We start from the raw sequence: 16,610 nt of genomic DNA, 5'->3' as shown, positions 1-16,610 counted from the left end.
GAGCCGGGCGCGGCCGGGGCGGCGGGGGCAGCGGGCGCGGCTGGCGCCTTCGCGGCCGGGGCCGCGCCGGAGTCGTCGGTGATGCAGGCGTTGACCGCCGCGACCACCTCGGAGTCGTCGCCCGGCAGCTCGTGGCCGTTCTCCTCGATCTCGGAGAGCAGGCCGCGGACCGTGTCCACCATGCGCAGCAGGGCGTCGGTGGTGGCCGGGGTCATCTCCTGGGCGCCGTCGCGCAGCCGGGACAGCAGCGACTCGCCGACGTGCGTCACGCGCTCCAGGCGGTTGAACGCGAGGAAGCCCGAGGTGCCCTTGATCGTATGGATCGTCCGGAAGATCGAGGAGAGCAGCTCGCGCGAGCCCGGCTGGGCCTCGAGCGCGACCAGGTCTCGGTCCAGCTGGTCGAGGTTCTCGTGGGACTCCACGAGGAACTCCTGGACAATGTCACCCAACTCGCTCACGGCCAGGCGCTCCTTTCGACCCCGCACGGGGACACGACACGCATCGGGACGAACCCCGCGGCTCGCACCCACTGGGACAATCGGCACTCGCGATGGCCGGTAAAGAAGATTCGTTGCGATTGGGCGCTCGCGCCACTACGCGGAGTAAACGGCCTCGCCCCGCGGAAAGGCCGGGCGGTCAGGCCAGTTCCGCCGGGCGCGGGCCGGCGTGCGGGTCGCGCCGCACGAGGGTGGCCTGGCGGATCAGCCGGCGGGCCGTGCTCAGCCGCGGCTCGCAGGTCACCAGGGTCAGCAGCGGGCTCGACCCGGGCGGCGGCGGGCCGAGCACGCCGGCCTCGTCCGGGCGCACCACGCGGGCCTCGACGACGCGGTACACGAACCAGGTGTCGCGGGTCTCCAGGACCATCGGGTCGCCGATGCGCAGCCGGTTGAGCGCCCAGAACACGCCCGGGTAGCGGGCGCCGGCGATGCCGGTGTTGCCGGCCGCGCCGATGGGGGCCGTGCCGGGGATGTGGCCGGGGCCGAGCCGCAGCGCGGCGTCGTCGGCGCCGTCCACCACGACGAGGTCGACGCCGAGCGTCGGCAGGTGCAGGCGGGCCAGCGGGACGGCCGGGCCCGGGCGCGGCTCGTCGGCGGGCGCGCCGAAGGGCATGGTCACCGGGGCTGGGGCGGGCACGGCTGCGCGGCGCGGGCCCGCCCTTTCCGGCACGCCGGCGGCCGGCTGGGCGACGCCGGCCGGCCACTGGCGGGAGAGCCGCTGCTGGGCGGCGTGGACCTCGCGGGTGCGCCCCCACCAGGTCCACGCCGCGGTTCCGGCTGTCGCCAGGCCGGCGAGCAGGAGGAGTACCGCCAAAGCCAGAACCGCCCGGGCGACCCGATCCTGGCATTTCCCCATGAATGCACTATAAGTGGATCAAGCGACCCGCGCGGCGGCCTCGGCCGCCTCGGCCGGGCTGCGACCTCGGCCGGGCGGCGACCTCTTCGCCGACCGTTGCCAGCGGGTTGCTCGCGCGCCGAGGCTGGTGTGCCGAGCGTGGAGGCGCCCGGTGCGCCGCCGGGGCCGGGCGGCGGGAGAACAGGTGGACCAGCGCGCCGAGCACGGTCCCGCCGGCGAAGACGGTCGGCGGGGCACCGTATCCGGCCGGACCGGCGGACAGCGGACCGCTGCTCATGGCGGCCATAGTGACCTGGCAGTCGCGGCCGATGCTGCCCAGCACGAAGGCGACGGGCACGCTCACCGCGGCGGCGATGCGCAGCGCCGCCGGCCCCGCGATGGCGGCGACCACGCCGCTGGCGCTCAGGTCGGCGATGCGGCCGGTCGACCCGATCAGCGAGCCGTTGGCCGGCGCCTTCGACAGCGGCTCCGGGCCGGCCACCATGCCGCCGAGCGGCCCAGCGCGGCCCGCCTTCGCATCGGGAGCGGTGCCCCGCCCGGCAGCGCTGATCCGCCTTGCACCCCGTTGCGCAACCGGCCTGCACCGGCCGTCGCGGTGAATGAGTGTGTGCGAATCTGGCTGTGGTTTCTCGTGAGCGCCGTGGTGGCGTCGGCGGTCGCCGCCACGCTCTCCCCCGACGGTGACGGGCTGCCCAACCTGGTGGTGCTGGCCGTCAGCATCGCCGCGGCGGTCGCCGGGCTGCGCCGGCACCGGCCCGAGCCCGCGGCCGCATGGTGGCTGCTGGTGGCCGGGGTCTCCGTCTCCGCGGCCAGCACCGTCGTCACCACGCTGGTGCCCGGCGCGCCGGAGGCCTTCCAGTCCGGCTACATGTTCTGCTACCCCCTGACCGGCGCCGGGCTGTGGCTCATCGCCCAGCGGCTGCGCCCGTGGACCTCGACGCGGCTCATGGACGCGGTCATCGTGATGCTGGGGATCGCGCAGCTGACGTGGGTCCTGGTGCTGTACCCCCTGTTGCACCGCAGCGACCTGAACCGCATGACCACGATCGGCATCACCACCCTCGCGATCTGCCAGATGTTGCTCGTCGCGCTGCTGCTGCGGCTCGCCTTCGCCGTGCGCCCGGGCGCCGCCGCGCTGCTCACCGTCGGCTCGGCCACGGCGATGCTGGTCACCGACGTGAGCTACAGCGCGATCCTGATCGTCGGCCACGGCTCCGCGGTGCGCAGCTTCGCCACCTCCGCCGGCTGGCTCACCTGGACGTTCCTGCTCGCCGCCGCGCTGCTGCACCCGGATGTCGGCACGGTGGCCAACCGGCCCCGGGTCATCGGCGAGGACCGCGGTACCCCGATCGCCGGCTTCATCGCCCTGTCCCTGCTCGGTCCCTGCGTGGTCGTCGTCGACCTGTTCCTGCGCCCGGGCACGAACTCCTGGCAGCACGCGCTCGTGCCCACCATCCTCACCGCCGCCCTCATGGTGGCGATGGTGCTGCGCCTCGGCCGGGCCCTGCGCGACCGGGTGCGGCTGCAGCAGGAACTCGCCTTCCGCGCCCAGCACGACGTGCTCACCGGCCTCGCCAACCGCGAGCTGTTCCGCAGCAGCCTGCAGACCGGCATCGACGCCAGCGGCGAGGTCGGCCTGCTCATCATCGACCTCGACGGCTTCAAGGACGTCAACGACACCCTCGGGCACCCGGCCGGCGACGAGCTGCTGCTGACCGCCGCCGAGCGGCTGCGCCGTACCGCCGGCTCGTCCCGGGCCTCCCTGCTGGCCCGCCTCGGCGGCGACGAGTTCGCGGTCATCTGCCCGCCGGCCGCGCTCGACGAGCTCTCGGCGGCGCTCGTGGTGGAGCTGGGGCAGCCGTACCGCGTGGCCGGCCGCGAACAGCGCATCAGCGCCAGCATCGGGGTCTACGCCGGCACCCCGGCGAGCACGGGCGAGGCGCTGCAGAGCGCGGACATCGCGCTCTACGCCGCCAAGGAGGCCGGGCGCAACCGGGCCGTGCGCTACCACCCCGGCCTGCGCGAGGCCCACGTCGCCCACACCGTGCTGGCCGACCGGCTGCGCGCCGCGGTCGAGGCCGGCACCGGCTTCGCCATGCACTACCAGCCGGTCGTCGACGTGCACACCAACCGGATCACCGCCGTCGAGGCCCTGCTGCGCTTCACCGCCCCCGACGGGACCTCGGTGTCGCCGGCCGTCTTCGTCCCGGTCGCCGAGGAGACCGGCCTCATCGGCCGCCTCGGCGCCTGGGTGCTGGAGCAGGCCTGCACCGACGCCAAGGCCTGGCACGATGAGCACGGCATCTCCGTCACCGTGAACGTCTCGGGCCGCCAGCTGCGCAACCCGCAGTTCGCCGACGAGGTCCTGGCCGTGCTCAAGCGCACGGGCCTGCCGGGGGCCGCCCTGGTACTGGAGATCACCGAGACGGTCCTGGTGACCGCCTCGATCGAGCAGACCGCCGAGGTGAGCCGCCGCCTGGCCCGCCTGCGCGCGTTCGGCATCCGCATCGCCATCGACGACTTCGGCACGGGCTACTCGTCCCTGGCCTACCTGCGCACCCTGCCCATCGACGTGCTGAAGATCGACCGCGCGTTCGTCTCCCGCATCGAGGAGCGCCAGGACAAGGCCCTCTTCCGCGCCGTGGTGGAGCTGGCCCGCAGCATGTACCTCCAGCCGGTCGCCGAGGGCGTGGAGACCACCGGCCAGGCCGGCGTGCTGCGCGAGCTGGATTGCGGCCTGGCCCAGGGCTTCCTCTTCGCCCGCCCGCTGCCGGCCCCGAGCCTGGCCGCCCTGCTGTCGGAACGCGCCGCCGCCTTGGCCGCCTAGGTCCGCCCCTCGCGCTCCTGGGCCTGCTGCAGGGTCGAGGAGTGCGGCACCCAGTCGGCGAGGCGCACCGGGTAGCCGAGGCCACGCAGCCGCTCCACCACCGCCGGGTCGTCGTCGACCACGACCTCGATCGGCGACTCCCCCGCGATCCGGGCCAGCTGCCGGGCCTTGAAGTCGCGGGCCGGCCGCCGATCGTTGGCCGGGCGCATGAACAGCAGCTCGGCGGGGAGGCCGGCGTCGCGCAGCCACCCGGCAGTGACCTCGCGCAGGTACTCGGGCCTGCCGGTGAGCCAGACGAGGACGTGGCTGTCGGCGTACTCCTTGGCCAGCCGCACGCCCTCCTGCAGCACGGGGTCGCGGTCGGCGGCGGCGAAGAAGCGGCCCCAGTCCTTGGGCCGGCGCTCGAGGTACTTGAGCCGGTGCCGCACGTCGGCGACGACCCCATCGATGTCGAACACGGCCAGCGACGCCTCCATGCGCCCTAGTCTTCCAGGCCCTTCGGGCGCGATAAGTCGGGCGCTGGCGCGCCACGACTTATCGGATTTATACCCCGCCAGGCCATGAGTCCGAATTGTCGAGCCTCGATTTCGACAATTCGGGGCAAATCGGCGAGGATACCGGGACGCAACGCGGCGGGACCCGCGGTCCCAGGCGCATCCACGCTCGGCTCGCGCGCCTCGGCGCGCGAGCAACCCGCTGGCAACGGTCGGCGAACCGGCGGCGCACCGGGCGCCTCCACGCTCCGCACACCCGCCTCGGCGCGCGAGCAACCCGCTCGAACCGGCGGCGCACCGGGCGCCTCCACGCTCCGCACACCCGCCTCGGCGCGCGAGCAACCCGCTGGCAACGGTCGGCGAACCGGCGGCGCACCGCGCGCTACGGAGTCTGGAACGGTCAGCGATCCCGCGCTACCGACCCCCGAGGAGCCCCGACCGATGCGCCAATCCCTCCGCGCCACGCTCATCGCGGCCGTCGCGACCGCCGGGCTCGCCGGGGCCGGCACGCCCGCCCTCGCCGCGCCCGAGGGAGAGATCCTCGGGGCGAACGACGCCGGGGCGATCCACGGCCGGTACATCGTCGTCTTCAAGGACTCCGTCGCCGCCGACACGACCGCCGCCACCGCCAGCCGACTGGCCGGGCGCTTCGGCGGGCAGGTGCGCCGCTCCTTCGGCCAGACCCTCAAGGGCTTCTCGGCACAGCTGTCCGAGGGGGCCGCGCGCCGCCTGGCCGCCGACCCGCTCGTCGACTACGTGCAGCAGGACAAGACCGTCGGCGTGGCCGAGACCGAGGCCGGCGCGCCGTGGGGGCTGGACCGCATCGACCAGGCGAACCGGCCGCTGGACGGCCGCTACACCTACAACAACACCGGGGCGGGTGTCACCGCCTACGTGCTCGACACCGGCATCCGCATGACGCACTCGGAGTTCGGCGGACGGGCCCGCTCGGGGTACGACTTCGTGGACAACGACACCGACGCGAGCGACTGCCACGGGCACGGCACCCACGTCGCCGGCACCATCGGCGGGGCCACCTACGGCGTGGCCAAGGGCGTCTCCCTGGTCGGCGTGCGCGTCCTGAACTGCGAGGGCTCCGGGTCGTACTCCGGGATCATCGCCGGCATCGACTGGATCACGGCCAACGCCCAGAAGCCCGCCGTAGTCAACATGAGCCTCGGCGGCGACGCGGACGGATCGCTCGACCAGGCCGTGCGCAACTCGATCGCGTCGGGCGTGACCTACGCGCTGGCCGCCGGCAACGCCAACATCGACGCGTGCAACGTCTCCCCGGCCCGCACCGCGGAGGCGATCACGGTCGGCGCCACGGACAGCAACGACCAGCGCGCCTCGTTCTCCAACTACGGCTCGTGCCTGGACATCTTCGCCCCGGGCGTCGCCATCCTCAGCGCCGGCACCGCCGGCGACACCGCGACCAAGGTCATGAGCGGCACGTCGATGGCCACCCCGCACGTGGCCGGGGCCGCCGCGCTGTACCTGGCGTCCAACCCCCAGGCGAGCCCGGGCCAGGTGCGCGACGCCCTCGTCGGCGCCGCGGCCAACGGCGCCGTCGCGAACGCCGGCTCCGGCTCCCCGAACCGCCTGCTGCAGGCCGTCTCCTCGGCCGCCGCCCCGGTGCAGGAGAAGGCCCCCGTCGCCACCGTCCCGGCCACGACCACCCCGGCCACCGTTCCGGCCACGACCACCCCGGCCACCACCCCCGCCACCACCCCGGCCGCGGCTCCCTGCAACGTCAGGACCAACGGCACCGACGTCGCCATCCCGGACCGCCGCTCGGCCACGAGCGCCGTCGCGGTGACCGCCTGCCCCGGCAAGGCCTCCGCCGCCGCCAAGGTCGAGGTACACGTGGCCCACGCGAAGCGCGGCGACCTGGTCGTCGAGCTGATCGCCCCGAACGGCGCGGTCAAGCGGCTGAAGGCGGCCAACAAGCGCGACAACGCGGCCAACCTCAACGGCGTGTATACCGTGAACCTGGCCAACCGGCTGCGCAACGGCACCTGGAAGCTGCGGGTGACCGACTCGTACAAGGGCAACACCGGCCACCTGGACTCCTGGACGCTCACCCTCTGATCGCACGGGCCACGCCGAAATGTCCGGGCACTTCGAGTCCGGACATTTCGCCGTTATAGCCCCACTTATCGAAGGCCGGTATATCGGCAATCAGTCGGGAGTGGCCCGGCGCTCCACCGTCTGCACCAGGCGTGCAGCCACCGTCGTCAATGGCAGATCCAGGCGTTGGGCCGTGCTGCGCAACACGTCCAGGGCCGCGTTCGCCGAGCACGCACGCTGGACCATCATGATGCCGACGGCCCGGTTCACGGTCTCGCCGTCGACCAGGGCCTCGCGCAGCTCCGCGTGGGCGCCGGCCCGGCGGCCGCGGTCCAGGACGGCCGAGAGCAGCAGGCCGGCGTGCTCGGCGACCAGCATGGCGGCCAGGCCTACGTCGGTGGTGAAGCGGCCGGGCTCGGCCGAGTAGACGGTCAACGCCCCGATCACCTGCTCGTCGATGTCCACCGCCACCGCGAGGACCGCCTTCACGCCAGCGGCCAGCGCGCGCGTGCGCCACTGCGGCCAGCGGTCGTCGGCGGCCAGGTCGTCGGCCAGGATCAGGTCCCGCGTGCGGATGGCCTCCATCGAGGGGCCACTGCCGCTGTCGTACTGCATGTCGAGCAGCGAGTCCGGCAGGCCCGAGGACGCCGCCGCGGTGGACGGGCCACCCGAGCGGACGAGGGTGACCGCGCACCACGACGCGCCGTCAACCAGGTCGGCGGCGGTCTCGACGAGATCCTCCAGTGCCTCGTCGAGGTCGTCGCTCGCGATGAGCCGGGCGGTGAGCTGGCGCAGTACGGCGGCGATCTCCACGGTGTGGAGGTCTGTCACGGCTCCCCCTTCATCAGGCCGGGGGACCTACTACCCGTCAGGCCGAGCTCTCAACCGTCGAGTAGCGCCCGCCTCAGTCCGTCGAGGGTCCGGCTCAGCAGCCGGGAAACGTGCATCTGGGATATGCCCAGGTCGGCGGCGATCTGGGCCTGGGTGCGGTTGCCGTAGAAGCGCAGCGACAGAATCCGCCGCTCGCGCTCGGGCAGCCGGGCGATCAGCGGCTTGATCGCCTGCCGGAACTCGACGCCGTCGATGTCGCGGTCGTCGTCGCCGAGCACGTCGGCCAGGGTGCCGGCGTCGTCGTCGCCGCCGAGAGGGGCGAAGAGCGACACCGGGCGGTACGCCGAGGAGGCCACCAACGCCTCGAGCACCTGCTCCTCGTCGATGCCGAGGTGCTCCGCGACGTCCTTCGGGGTGGGCGAGCGACCGAGCCGCTGGCCGAGCGCGTCGCGCACCCGGTTGATCTCGATGCGCAGCTCCTGCAGCCGGCGGGGAACGTGCACGCCCCAGCCCTTGTCGCGGAAGTACCGCTTCAGCTCCCCCACGATCGTCGGCGTGGCGTAGCCGCCGAAGTCGGTGCCGTAGTCCGGGTCGAAGCCCTCGATCGCCTTCATCAGGCCGAGCGCGGCCACCTGGCTCAGGTCGGCGGGCGACTCCCCCATGCCGTGGAACCGGCGGGCCAGACGGTCGGCCAGCGGCAGGCTGTGCGCCACCGCCCGGTCGCGCAGGGCGCCCCGGCGCGGGTCGCCGCGGTCCATCGCGGCCGCCTGGCGCAGCAGCTCGTTGACCGTGGTCCACTGGCTCGGCGGCTCAGCGTCCTCCGCCTCCTCCTCGCGCACCGGCGGGGCGCCGGGTGGCGGGTCGTCGTACGCCCGCAGCTGCTTCGCGGCGCCGATGATCTCCAGGACGTCGAGGACGAGGTCACTCGCGCCGGGTGCGCGCAGGGCACCGCCTCGCTCCTGGGCCTCGTTCTGGGCCCGCAGCAGCGTGTCCGCCGCGGCGCAGTCCAGCAGGCGCAGCCGGGACAGGTCCACGGTGAGCTTGAGCTGCCCGGCGTCGAGGCGCCGCGACAGCGCGACCCGCAGGCCGACGCTCGCCGAATAATCGAGGATTCCCCAGGGGCGAAGGACCTCGTCGTCCCCATTCCGCCAGGTGTCCAGTGCAGGTACCGAATCCGTAGGCATTGTCTCCATGGCGGAGACTCCCCCTAATCTGCTCAGGCGGATTTGCTTTCCGGATCACTGTACGCACCATTTCCCGCGCAATTACAAAGCGAAAGGATGAGTTCGCGGGTGAGCTTTTTAAATGCGCAATGTCGCCCATACAACTTTTCCGTCGGGCACCGGGGTACACCCCCACGCCCGGGTGAGGGCACTCACCACCAGCAGTCCGCGGCCGTCCTCGCGCAATTCGCCGCCCTTTTCGCATTCGGTGACGGGCTTGCCGCCGAGGCGGGGCTGGCCGGAAGCGTGGTCACGCACGGAGATGTGCAGCAGGCGCCGGTCCCGGGCCACGCCGACCTCCATCTCGGTCCCGGCGTGCCGCAGGACGTTGCTGACCAGCTCGGTCACGACCAGCTCGGCGACGTCGCGGACCCGCTCCACGCCCCAGCGCGAGCAGGCCCGCCCGACGAGATGCCGGGCCGCGGCGGTGGCGTCGAGCATCGGCTGCAGCGTGAGGCGCATTCGCTCCGCCGGCTCGTGTCTGGCCGTGGCGGTACGTCCCGTGCCCGCACTGGCCAGGGCGGCGTCCGTGGTCGGGAAGACCGGGACGAGCCGGGCGACCGCCATCCGGTCCAGCGCCGAGGCGAGCTGCGGAGGCGCGGCGGCGAGGGTCATCGCGCTGCCCGGCCAGGCCGCGGCGTGCTGGGCGAGCGCCGGGAGCACGGTCAGCGCCACGTCGTCGCGGTGGCGCAGGTCGGCGACGTCCAGCACGATCATGGACGGCTCGGCGGCCAGGCAGGCCAGCACCGCCGACCGCAGCGACGGCGAGCTGTCCACGTCGAGCACACCGTCGAGGCGCACGACGGTGGCGTCACCCCGGCGCTCGACGCGGGCTCGCAGGTCTTCCGCCCTCATGGGGTGATGCTCTACCCACCCGCGGCGTTATAAACACCGCAATCCCGGGCCCTTGTGGGGGCGCCGGGATCGCGGTCGGTGCGGTGCGGGTATTTACACTGGGGTCGGTATCTTGTGGGTGTCCCACATCCGCGTGCACATTTGCAGCACGTGATTGTCGGTCAGTGGGGCGAAGTCGCTGTAGTAGAGCCCGAGGGCGAAGAACTCGCGCGGGCTGTGGATGTCGATCACCGCGTCGACGTCAGCGGCGAGCAGGTCGACCGACTCGGCCGCGCACACCGGCGCGGCGAAGACCAGGTGGGCCGGCTTCCCGGCCAGCAGCGCCCGGGCCGCGGCTCGCGCGGTCACGCCCGTGGCCAGCCCGTCGTCCACGACCACCACCACGCGCCCGGCGACGTCCGGGGCGGGCCGGGATCCGCGGTAGCGCTCCTGGCGCCGGCGCAGCTCCACGCGCTCGCGCTGGACGGCCGGCGAGAGGTCGTGCACGGTGAGCCCTACTGCGGCGACCGCGCTCAGGTCGAAGACCGCCGGCCCGTTCTCGGCGATCGCGCCGACCCCCTGGTCCGACTGCCACGGCAGCCCGATCTTGCGCGAGATGACCAGGTCGAATTCGGCCCCGATGGTCTCGGCCACGGCGACGCCGACCGGCACGCCCCCCTTGGGCAGCCCCAGCACGAGCGGCGCCCGGCCCTCCGCTGTGGTCTCGGGCGCGATCTGCTGCAGATGCTGCGCGATGGCGGTGCCGAGCATGCGCCCCGCGGCCGTACGGTCCGCGAATCGCTCGTGTTCAGGCGGCCACATGGCGATACTCCTCCATCCGGCGCTGCGCGCTGCACGCGATCCGCAAATCGATCCGCATCAAGCGGACACCCCCTTCGGTCGGCGCGGTGTTCCGGTGCGCCCGAAGCGCCCATTCCTGTCGCCACTCTGCCGCGGCGCCGCGCCCGGTGCGAAGCCTACCCCCGCCTGAGCTGGGAAAACTCCACTTTCCGCTACTCCGGTCGGGGTGATCCACCGGCTCGCCCAACCATCGCGGCAGATGCGCCGCGTGCGCTTCCTGTGACGATGCGTACACCTGCCGGGCTCGGGCTTTGCGGTTATGTCCGGATGCTGACGCATCCGGACATAACCGATTTTTCGCCTGTCGGGCGGCGTGCGCTGCGGTTTCGCCTAAGTCCGGCATGCCGGACGCTCGGCACCGTCAGTCGTGGCATATCGGACTTAAGGCCTGTCGGGGTATAAATCCGATAAGTCGTGGCGCGCCAGCGCCCGACTTATCGTCGCCCCGGTCAACTGTGGCGGCGGGCGCCGAGGAGGGCCGTCGTCGCGGCAGCGCCGGCGAGGGCCGTCACGGCGCCAATCGCGATCAGGTGGTTGAGGCCGTCGGCGAAGCCCTCCTCCGTTGACGGGAAGGCGCCGAGGACCGCGCCGCAAGCCGCGATGCCCACCGCCAGGCCGAGCTGCAGGGCGGTGTTGTTCACGCCCGAGGCGATGCCGGCCCGGGGCGGCGGGACGTCGACCGCCAGGGAGCCGAGGGCGGGCAGGCCGATACCGCAGCCCGCGCCGGCGAGGATCAGGCCGGGGACGAGGTGGGATCAGCCGGTGCGGGCGGTGACGCCGAGCATCAGCAGCAGGCCGGCGCCGATCAGGACGAGCGCGGCACCCACGGTCAGGCGGGGCGGGAGGCGGTCGAGGAAGGGGCCGACCGCCGCGCCGGCGAGCATGATCGGCACCACGATCGGCAGGAACGACAGGCCGGCCGCGATGACGCTCTTGCCGAGGTGGTCCTGGAGGTACACCGAGAAGTAGACGAGCAGGCCGAAGATGCCGGCCTGCACCGCGAAGGAGCCGAGCTGGGTGCCGACGAACCTTCGGTCGGCGAACATCCGCAGGTCGAGCATGGGGGCGTCGAGCCGGCTCTCCACGAACAGGAAGACGCCCAGCAGCAGGACACCCGAGAGCAGGCCGCCGAGGACCAGCGGGTCGGTCCAGCCCCTGGTGGCGCTGCTCAGCAGGCCGTAGACGAGGCCGACAAGGGCGGCGGCCCAGAGAATCGGCCCGGCCACGTCGATCCGGCGGCCGGACTCCAGGCGCTCCCGCCCAGGCAGGCTCCTCCAGCCGATCAGGAGGGCGGCGGCGGCCACGGGCAGGTTGAGCAGGAAGATCCAGCGCCAGCCCAGGGCGTCGGTCAGCAGGCCGCCGACGACCGGGCCGAGGACGACGGCGATGCCGGCCGTGGTGCCGCGCACGGCGAACGCGGTGCCGCGGGCCGGGCCGGCGTACGTCTCGCCGATGAGGGCGAGGGTGGTGGCGAAGATCGCGGCGCCGGCGAGGCCCTGGGCGACCCGGGCGGCCACCAGGGCGGGCACCGTCGGGGCCACGCCGCAGGCCAGCGAGGCCAGGGCGAAGGCGACGACCGCGGCCAGGAACAGCCGCCGCCGGCCGAATCGGTCGGCCAGCGCGCCGGCGGTGAGCTGGATGGCGGCCATGGCGATCGTGTACGCGTTCACCACCCACTGCAGGCCGGCCAGGCCGCCGCCGAGGTCGCGCGAGTCATTCCTGGCGGCGCTTCCCAGAAAGCAGTATCCCGACCTCGCCGCCATTGCCGGCGAACTCGTCGCCGGACAGTTCACCGCGCGATTCGACCTCGGGCTGAGCGCCATTCTCGACCGTCTGGCCGGCGAACTGTCCTTGGCAACGCGGACCCGGCAGGGAGGCCCCCCAGGGCCTCCCGTTGTCTGACGGGAGCAACGGCCCCTGGTTACGCGGGCCGGAGTCCATAAAAGGCTAATGCGAGAGACAGCTGATGGTGGCGAGAAGGCTGTTCAGCGAACGGCCTTTTGTCAGGTGCGGATCGGCCAGGGAAAGGCCGTGCACGGACGTGGCGTGCGGGGCATTCGCGCTGTAGAACACCACCGGTAGATCGGCCGTCGCGCTGTTGTGCCGCAGCAGGTCGAGCAGTTCGTCACCGTCCGCCCGGGGCAGATGCAGGTCCAGCACGGCCACGTCGAAGCGCGGATGATCCGCCGCCACCGACAGGGCCTCCTGTGGGGTGGCGGCGGATATCACGTGATGGCCGCCGATCTGCAGCCTGATGGCGGTGGTCTCGCGGATCTCCGCGTCGTCGTCGATGAGCAGGACTCGCGCCATGGCCGCATGGTTCCCTTCCCGAGGGGGTGCAATCCCCCAATCGGTAGGAGCGCGGCGAAATCAAGCCCGCGGGCGGCGCCGGCGCCTCACGAGCAGGATGACGACGACGGCGATGATCACCACCACGGCGCAGCAGCAGCCGCCGATCAGCCCGCCGCCGTAGCTGCGGCGACGGCGGTCGAGCTCGAGCCCGGCGTCGAGGGTGTCCAGCGCCGCCGGGCTGAGGTAGCTGTAGACCAACGCGATGAGTGCGCTCATCCCTCGACGGTAACCGGGGCTGTCACGCCCGCAGCCAGGCCGTGGTGTCCGGCGGCAGGCTGCCGTCCGCGGCCAGGTTGCCGCTGGCCAGCAGGACCTCGCCCGGCGGGAGCGGGGCGGGGACCTGGCCGAAGTTGACGATCACCCGGACCGGGCCGTTGCGGAAGTCGAGCGTGTCGGTGGCGTCGTTCCAGGCGACGGTACCGCGACCCAGCCCGTGCGTCCGCCGCAGGCGCAGCGCCTCGGTGTACATCGACATGGTCGACCCCGGCACCCCGCGCTCGCGGTCGGCGGCGAAGCGGGCCCAGTCCGACGGCTGGGGCAGCCAGGCCTTGCCGCTCGGGCCGAAGCCGTACCCCGGCGCGTCCGCCTCCCACGGGATCGGCACCCGGCAGCCGTCGCGGCCGCGCACCTCGTGGTTGGAGCGGAACCACGTCGGGTCCTGCCGCGCGGCGTCCGGCAGCGTGGTGTGCTCCGGCAGGCCGAGTTCCTCGCCCTGGTACAGGTACGCCGAGCCGGGCAGCGACAGCATGAGCAGCGTGGCCGCCCGGGCCCGGCGCAGGCCGAGGGCCTCGTCCGGCTGCGGGTCGCCCTCGCCGATGCCGCCCTGGGTGGAGTAGCCGGGCTCGTAGCCGAGCCGGCTCGCGTGCCGGACCACGTCGTGGTTGGACAGCACCCAGGTGCAGATCGCGCCGACCGGGGCCACCCCGGCCAGGCTGGACTCGATCGCCTCACGCTGGTTCGCGGCGGTCCACGGGGCCATGAGGTAGTCGAAGTTGAACGCCTGGTTCATCTCGTCCGGCCGCACGTACCGCGCGAGCCGCTCCGCCGGCGCCACCCACGCCTCGCCGACCATCATGCGGTCGCCGGGGTAGCTGTCGAGGATGCGCCGCCACGAGCGGTACACCTCGTGCACCCCGTCCTGGTCCCACATCGGCGGGGTGCGGTGCTCGGCGCCGGGGCTGGTGATCGGCACCTGGGCGGCGGTCCAGTCCGGCAGGCCGCTCTCCTTGATCAGGCCGTGGGCCACGTCGACGCGGAAGCCGTCGACGCCGCGGTCCAGCCAGAAGCGCAGCACGTCCTCGAACATGGCCCGCACCTCGGGCAGGTCCCAGTTGAGGTCGGGCTGGCTGGTGTCGAACAGGTGCAGGTACCACTCGCCGTCGGGCACGCGGGTCCAGGCCGAGCCGCCGAAGACGCTCTGCCAGCCGTTGGGCGGCAGCTCGCCGTCGGAGCCGAGGCCCTTGTAGAAGTGGTACCGGTCGCGGGCCGGACTGCCGGGGCCGTCGGCGAGCGCCTCCTTGAACCACTCGTGCTCGGTGGAGGTGTGGTTGGGCACCAGGTCGACGATCACGCGCAGGCCGCGCTGCTTGGCCGCGGCCACGAGGGCGTCGAAGTCGGCCAGGGTGCCGAACAGCGGGTCGACGTCGCGGTAGTCCGCGACGTCGTACCCGGCGTCGTGCTGCGGCGAACGGTAGAAGGGCGACATCCACAGGGCATCGACGCCCAGCTCGACCAGGTGGTCGAGGCGCGACGCGATGCCGCGCAGGTCACCCATCCCGTCGCCGTCCGCGTCTGCGAACGAGCGCGGGTAGACCTGATAGATCACGGCATCGCGCCACCAGAGCAGTTGACTCACCCCTTGACTCCACCGGCCAGCAGGCCGCGTACGAAATAGCGTTGCAGGGACAGGAACACGACCAGCGGAATGATCATCGACACGAATGCGCCGGAGGTCAGCCGCTGCCAGTCGTTACCCCGGGTGCCGGCGAGCTCGGCGAGCCGCACCGTCAGCGGGCGGTTGCCCTGCCCCGACGTGAACACAAGGGCCACGAGCAGGTCGTTCCAGATCCACAGGAACTGGAAGATGGTCAGCGACGCCAGCGCCGGCGTGATGAGCGGCAGCACGATCCGCCAGAACGTCGTCGCCGGGCCCGCGCCGTCGACCCGGGCCGCCTCGAAAAGGTCCTTGGGTAGTTCCACCATGAAGTTGTGCAACAGGAAGATACCCAGCGGCAGGCCGAAGCATGTATGCGCGAACCAGACCGCGAAGAAGCCGCCACCCAGACTGGTGTAGCTGTTGAGCAGCTTCAGCAGCGGGATGAGCGCCATCTGCAGCGGCACGATCTGCAGCGCGAAGACGCCGATGAAGATCCAGTCACGGCCGCGGAAGTTCAGCTGCGACAGCGCGTACGCCGCCATCGCCGCCAGCGTGACCGAGAACAGCACGGCCGGCACGGTGATGACCAGCGAGTTGATGAAGTAGCTGGCCAGCCGGCCCGACGTGGCGCTGGTGCCGAAGACGACCTCGTTGTAGTTGTCCAGGGTCAGCTTCGGGTGCGCGAAGAACGTCCACCAGCCGGTGGTCTTGATGTCCTCCTCGGGCCGCAGCGACGAGACGAACAGGCCGAAGGTCGGGATCGTCCAGATGAGCGCGATGATGATCGAGATCACACTGGCCACCCGCGACGTCAGCCGGCGCCGGACGCGGGACGCCATGGTGCCGTCGTCCGAGCGGGCCAGCGGGCCGGCCTTGGGCGCGTCGGTGCTTACGGTGCTGCTCATCGGCTCTCCGTTCGGTGCCGCAGTTGCCGGGCCTGGTACACGACGACCGGGATGACCAGGACGAAGAGCAGGACGGCGAGCGCGGAGCCCTTGCCGTCGTCGTAGGAGCGGAACGCCTGCGTGTACATCTCGAACGCGAGCACGCTGCTCTTGAACTGGCCACCGGTGGAGGTCCGGACGATGTCGAAGACCTTCAGCGTGGCGATGGTGATGGTGACGGTCACGACCACGACCGCGGGGCGGATGCTCGGCATGGTCACGCGCCAGAACATCTGCCACGGGTTGGCCCCGTCGAGCTTGGCGGCCTCGACGATCTCGGCTGGGATCGCCTTGATGGCGGCCGAGAGGATGACCATGGCGAAACCGGCCTGGATCCAGATCATCATCACGATCATGAACATGGTGTTCCACGGCGACGTGGTCAGGAACTGCTGCGGCGTGCCACCCAGCCAGACCAGGATCTGGTTGAGCAGGCCGATCTGCTCGACACCCGGGTCCCGGTAGGCGTAGACGAACTTCCAGATGATCGACGCGCCGACGAGGGAGATGGCCATCGGCATGAAGATCAGCGACTTCGACACGACCTCGCCGCGGGCCCGGTCCACCAGGACCGCGTAGAGCAGGCCGAAGCCGGTCGACAGCAGCGGCACGCACACCACCCACAGGAGCGTGTTGCGCAGCATCAGCAGCGTGTCGTCGTTGGTGAAGATCCAGCTGTAGTTCTCCACGCCGATGAACGCCTTGCCGTCGGCGTCGAAGAACGACAGGTACACCGTGCGCACGAGCGGATAGACCAGCCCGAGGCAGAGCAGGACGAGCGCCGGGCCGAGGAAGCCCATCGCCTGGAGGCGCTCCTTGTGCTTGCCCCACCGGGGCAGGAAGTCGAGCACGAACAGCAGCGCGCCGACGACCACGATGAAGCCGCCGATGAACATGAGCGCCGGCCAGATTTTGGCGACGTCTTCGGAGAAGTCGTAATCCATA

At 72.2% G+C, this 16,610-nt stretch carries 17 protein-coding genes; 2 read left to right on the top strand and 15 right to left on the bottom strand.

Going from position 1 to position 16,610, the window contains the following annotated elements:
* From ABD352_RS21840 to ABD352_RS21830, 3 genes are all read right to left on the bottom strand, one after another.
* The coding region (locus tag ABD352_RS21840; protein WP_344614292.1) for an Hpt domain-containing protein at positions 1–458 on the bottom strand (458 nt) is incomplete at its 3' end.
* 178 nt (positions 459–636) lie between these two features.
* On the bottom strand, positions 637–1,353 hold the full coding sequence (locus tag ABD352_RS21835; protein WP_344614291.1) for a sortase: 717 nt from the start codon (positions 1,351–1,353) through the stop codon (positions 637–639).
* Between the two features lie 7 nt (positions 1,354–1,360).
* The gene (locus tag ABD352_RS21830; protein ID WP_344614290.1) at positions 1,361–1,837 is read right to left on the bottom strand and encodes a hypothetical protein; all 477 of its coding nucleotides are present in this window, start codon (positions 1,835–1,837) and stop codon (positions 1,361–1,363) included.
* Between the two features lie 123 nt (positions 1,838–1,960).
* Here ABD352_RS21830 and ABD352_RS21825 point away from each other — a divergent pair, with 123 nt between their 5' ends.
* Positions 1,961–4,180: a putative bifunctional diguanylate cyclase/phosphodiesterase gene (locus ABD352_RS21825; protein WP_344614289.1), complete on the top strand. Its 2,220-nt coding sequence runs from the start codon at positions 1,961–1,963 to the stop codon at positions 4,178–4,180.
* Here the strand turns inward: ABD352_RS21825 and ABD352_RS21820 are convergent.
* Entirely contained in the window at positions 4,177–4,656 is a 480-nt protein-coding gene (locus tag ABD352_RS21820; protein WP_344614288.1) for a phosphatase domain-containing protein, read from the bottom strand. The two genes, ABD352_RS21825 and ABD352_RS21820, sit on opposite strands and share 4 nt — an antisense overlap.
* A gap of 459 nt (positions 4,657–5,115) precedes the next feature.
* On the opposite strand from ABD352_RS21820, the gene ABD352_RS21815 reads away from it, so the two are divergent.
* A complete protein-coding gene (locus ABD352_RS21815; RefSeq protein ID WP_344614287.1) occupies positions 5,116–6,765 on the top strand; it encodes a S8 family peptidase in 1,650 nt (549 codons plus the stop codon).
* Between the two features lie 90 nt (positions 6,766–6,855).
* On the opposite strand, the gene ABD352_RS21810 is transcribed toward ABD352_RS21815, so the two are convergent.
* From ABD352_RS21810 to ABD352_RS21760, 11 genes are all read right to left on the bottom strand, one after another.
* Positions 6,856–7,575, bottom strand: coding sequence for a GAF and ANTAR domain-containing protein (locus ABD352_RS21810; RefSeq protein ID WP_344614286.1), 720 nt, complete (start codon positions 7,573–7,575; stop codon positions 6,856–6,858).
* Between the two features lie 50 nt (positions 7,576–7,625).
* Entirely contained in the window at positions 7,626–8,768 is a 1,143-nt protein-coding gene (locus ABD352_RS21805; protein WP_344614285.1) for a SigB/SigF/SigG family RNA polymerase sigma factor, read from the bottom strand.
* Between the two features lie 108 nt (positions 8,769–8,876).
* Positions 8,877–9,653, bottom strand: coding sequence for an ATP-binding protein (locus ABD352_RS21800; protein WP_344614284.1), 777 nt, complete (start codon positions 9,651–9,653; stop codon positions 8,877–8,879).
* A gap of 93 nt (positions 9,654–9,746) precedes the next feature.
* The gene (locus tag ABD352_RS21795; protein WP_344614283.1) at positions 9,747–10,454 is read right to left on the bottom strand and encodes a phosphoribosyltransferase; all 708 of its coding nucleotides are present in this window, start codon (positions 10,452–10,454) and stop codon (positions 9,747–9,749) included.
* Positions 10,455–10,942: 488 nt separating this feature from the next.
* Complete coding sequence (locus tag ABD352_RS21790) at positions 10,943–11,134, bottom strand: hypothetical protein (RefSeq protein ID WP_344614282.1); 192 nt, start codon at positions 11,132–11,134, stop codon at positions 10,943–10,945.
* Between the two features lie 114 nt (positions 11,135–11,248).
* Positions 11,249–12,256, bottom strand: coding sequence for an MFS transporter (locus tag ABD352_RS21785; RefSeq protein ID WP_344614281.1), 1,008 nt, complete (start codon positions 12,254–12,256; stop codon positions 11,249–11,251).
* A gap of 184 nt (positions 12,257–12,440) precedes the next feature.
* Positions 12,441–12,803: a response regulator gene (locus ABD352_RS21780; RefSeq protein ID WP_344614280.1), complete on the bottom strand. Its 363-nt coding sequence runs from the start codon at positions 12,801–12,803 to the stop codon at positions 12,441–12,443.
* A gap of 60 nt (positions 12,804–12,863) precedes the next feature.
* Positions 12,864–13,061: a hypothetical protein gene (locus ABD352_RS21775; RefSeq protein WP_344614279.1), complete on the bottom strand. Its 198-nt coding sequence runs from the start codon at positions 13,059–13,061 to the stop codon at positions 12,864–12,866.
* A gap of 22 nt (positions 13,062–13,083) precedes the next feature.
* Positions 13,084–14,700: a glycoside hydrolase family 13 protein gene (locus ABD352_RS21770; RefSeq protein ID WP_344614278.1), complete on the bottom strand. Its 1,617-nt coding sequence runs from the start codon at positions 14,698–14,700 to the stop codon at positions 13,084–13,086.
* Positions 14,697–15,626 (bottom strand): carbohydrate ABC transporter permease, encoded by a 930-nt coding sequence (locus tag ABD352_RS21765; protein WP_425553588.1) that lies wholly within the window; start codon positions 15,624–15,626, stop codon positions 14,697–14,699. Before ABD352_RS21765 ends, ABD352_RS21770 begins: the two co-directional genes overlap by 4 nt.
* On the bottom strand, positions 15,623–16,609 hold the full coding sequence (locus ABD352_RS21760) for a carbohydrate ABC transporter permease (protein ID WP_344614277.1): 987 nt from the start codon (positions 16,607–16,609) through the stop codon (positions 15,623–15,625). Before ABD352_RS21760 ends, ABD352_RS21765 begins: the two co-directional genes overlap by 4 nt.
* Position 16,610 lies beyond the last annotated feature (1 nt).

Origin of the sequence: Dactylosporangium salmoneum (assembly GCF_039532525.1) — a bacterium.
Classification (GTDB): Bacteria; Actinomycetota; Actinomycetes; order Mycobacteriales; family Micromonosporaceae; genus Dactylosporangium; species Dactylosporangium salmoneum.
The sequence above is the reverse complement of the archived record's forward strand: the minus strand, read 5'-3'. Positions and strand labels throughout refer to the sequence as shown.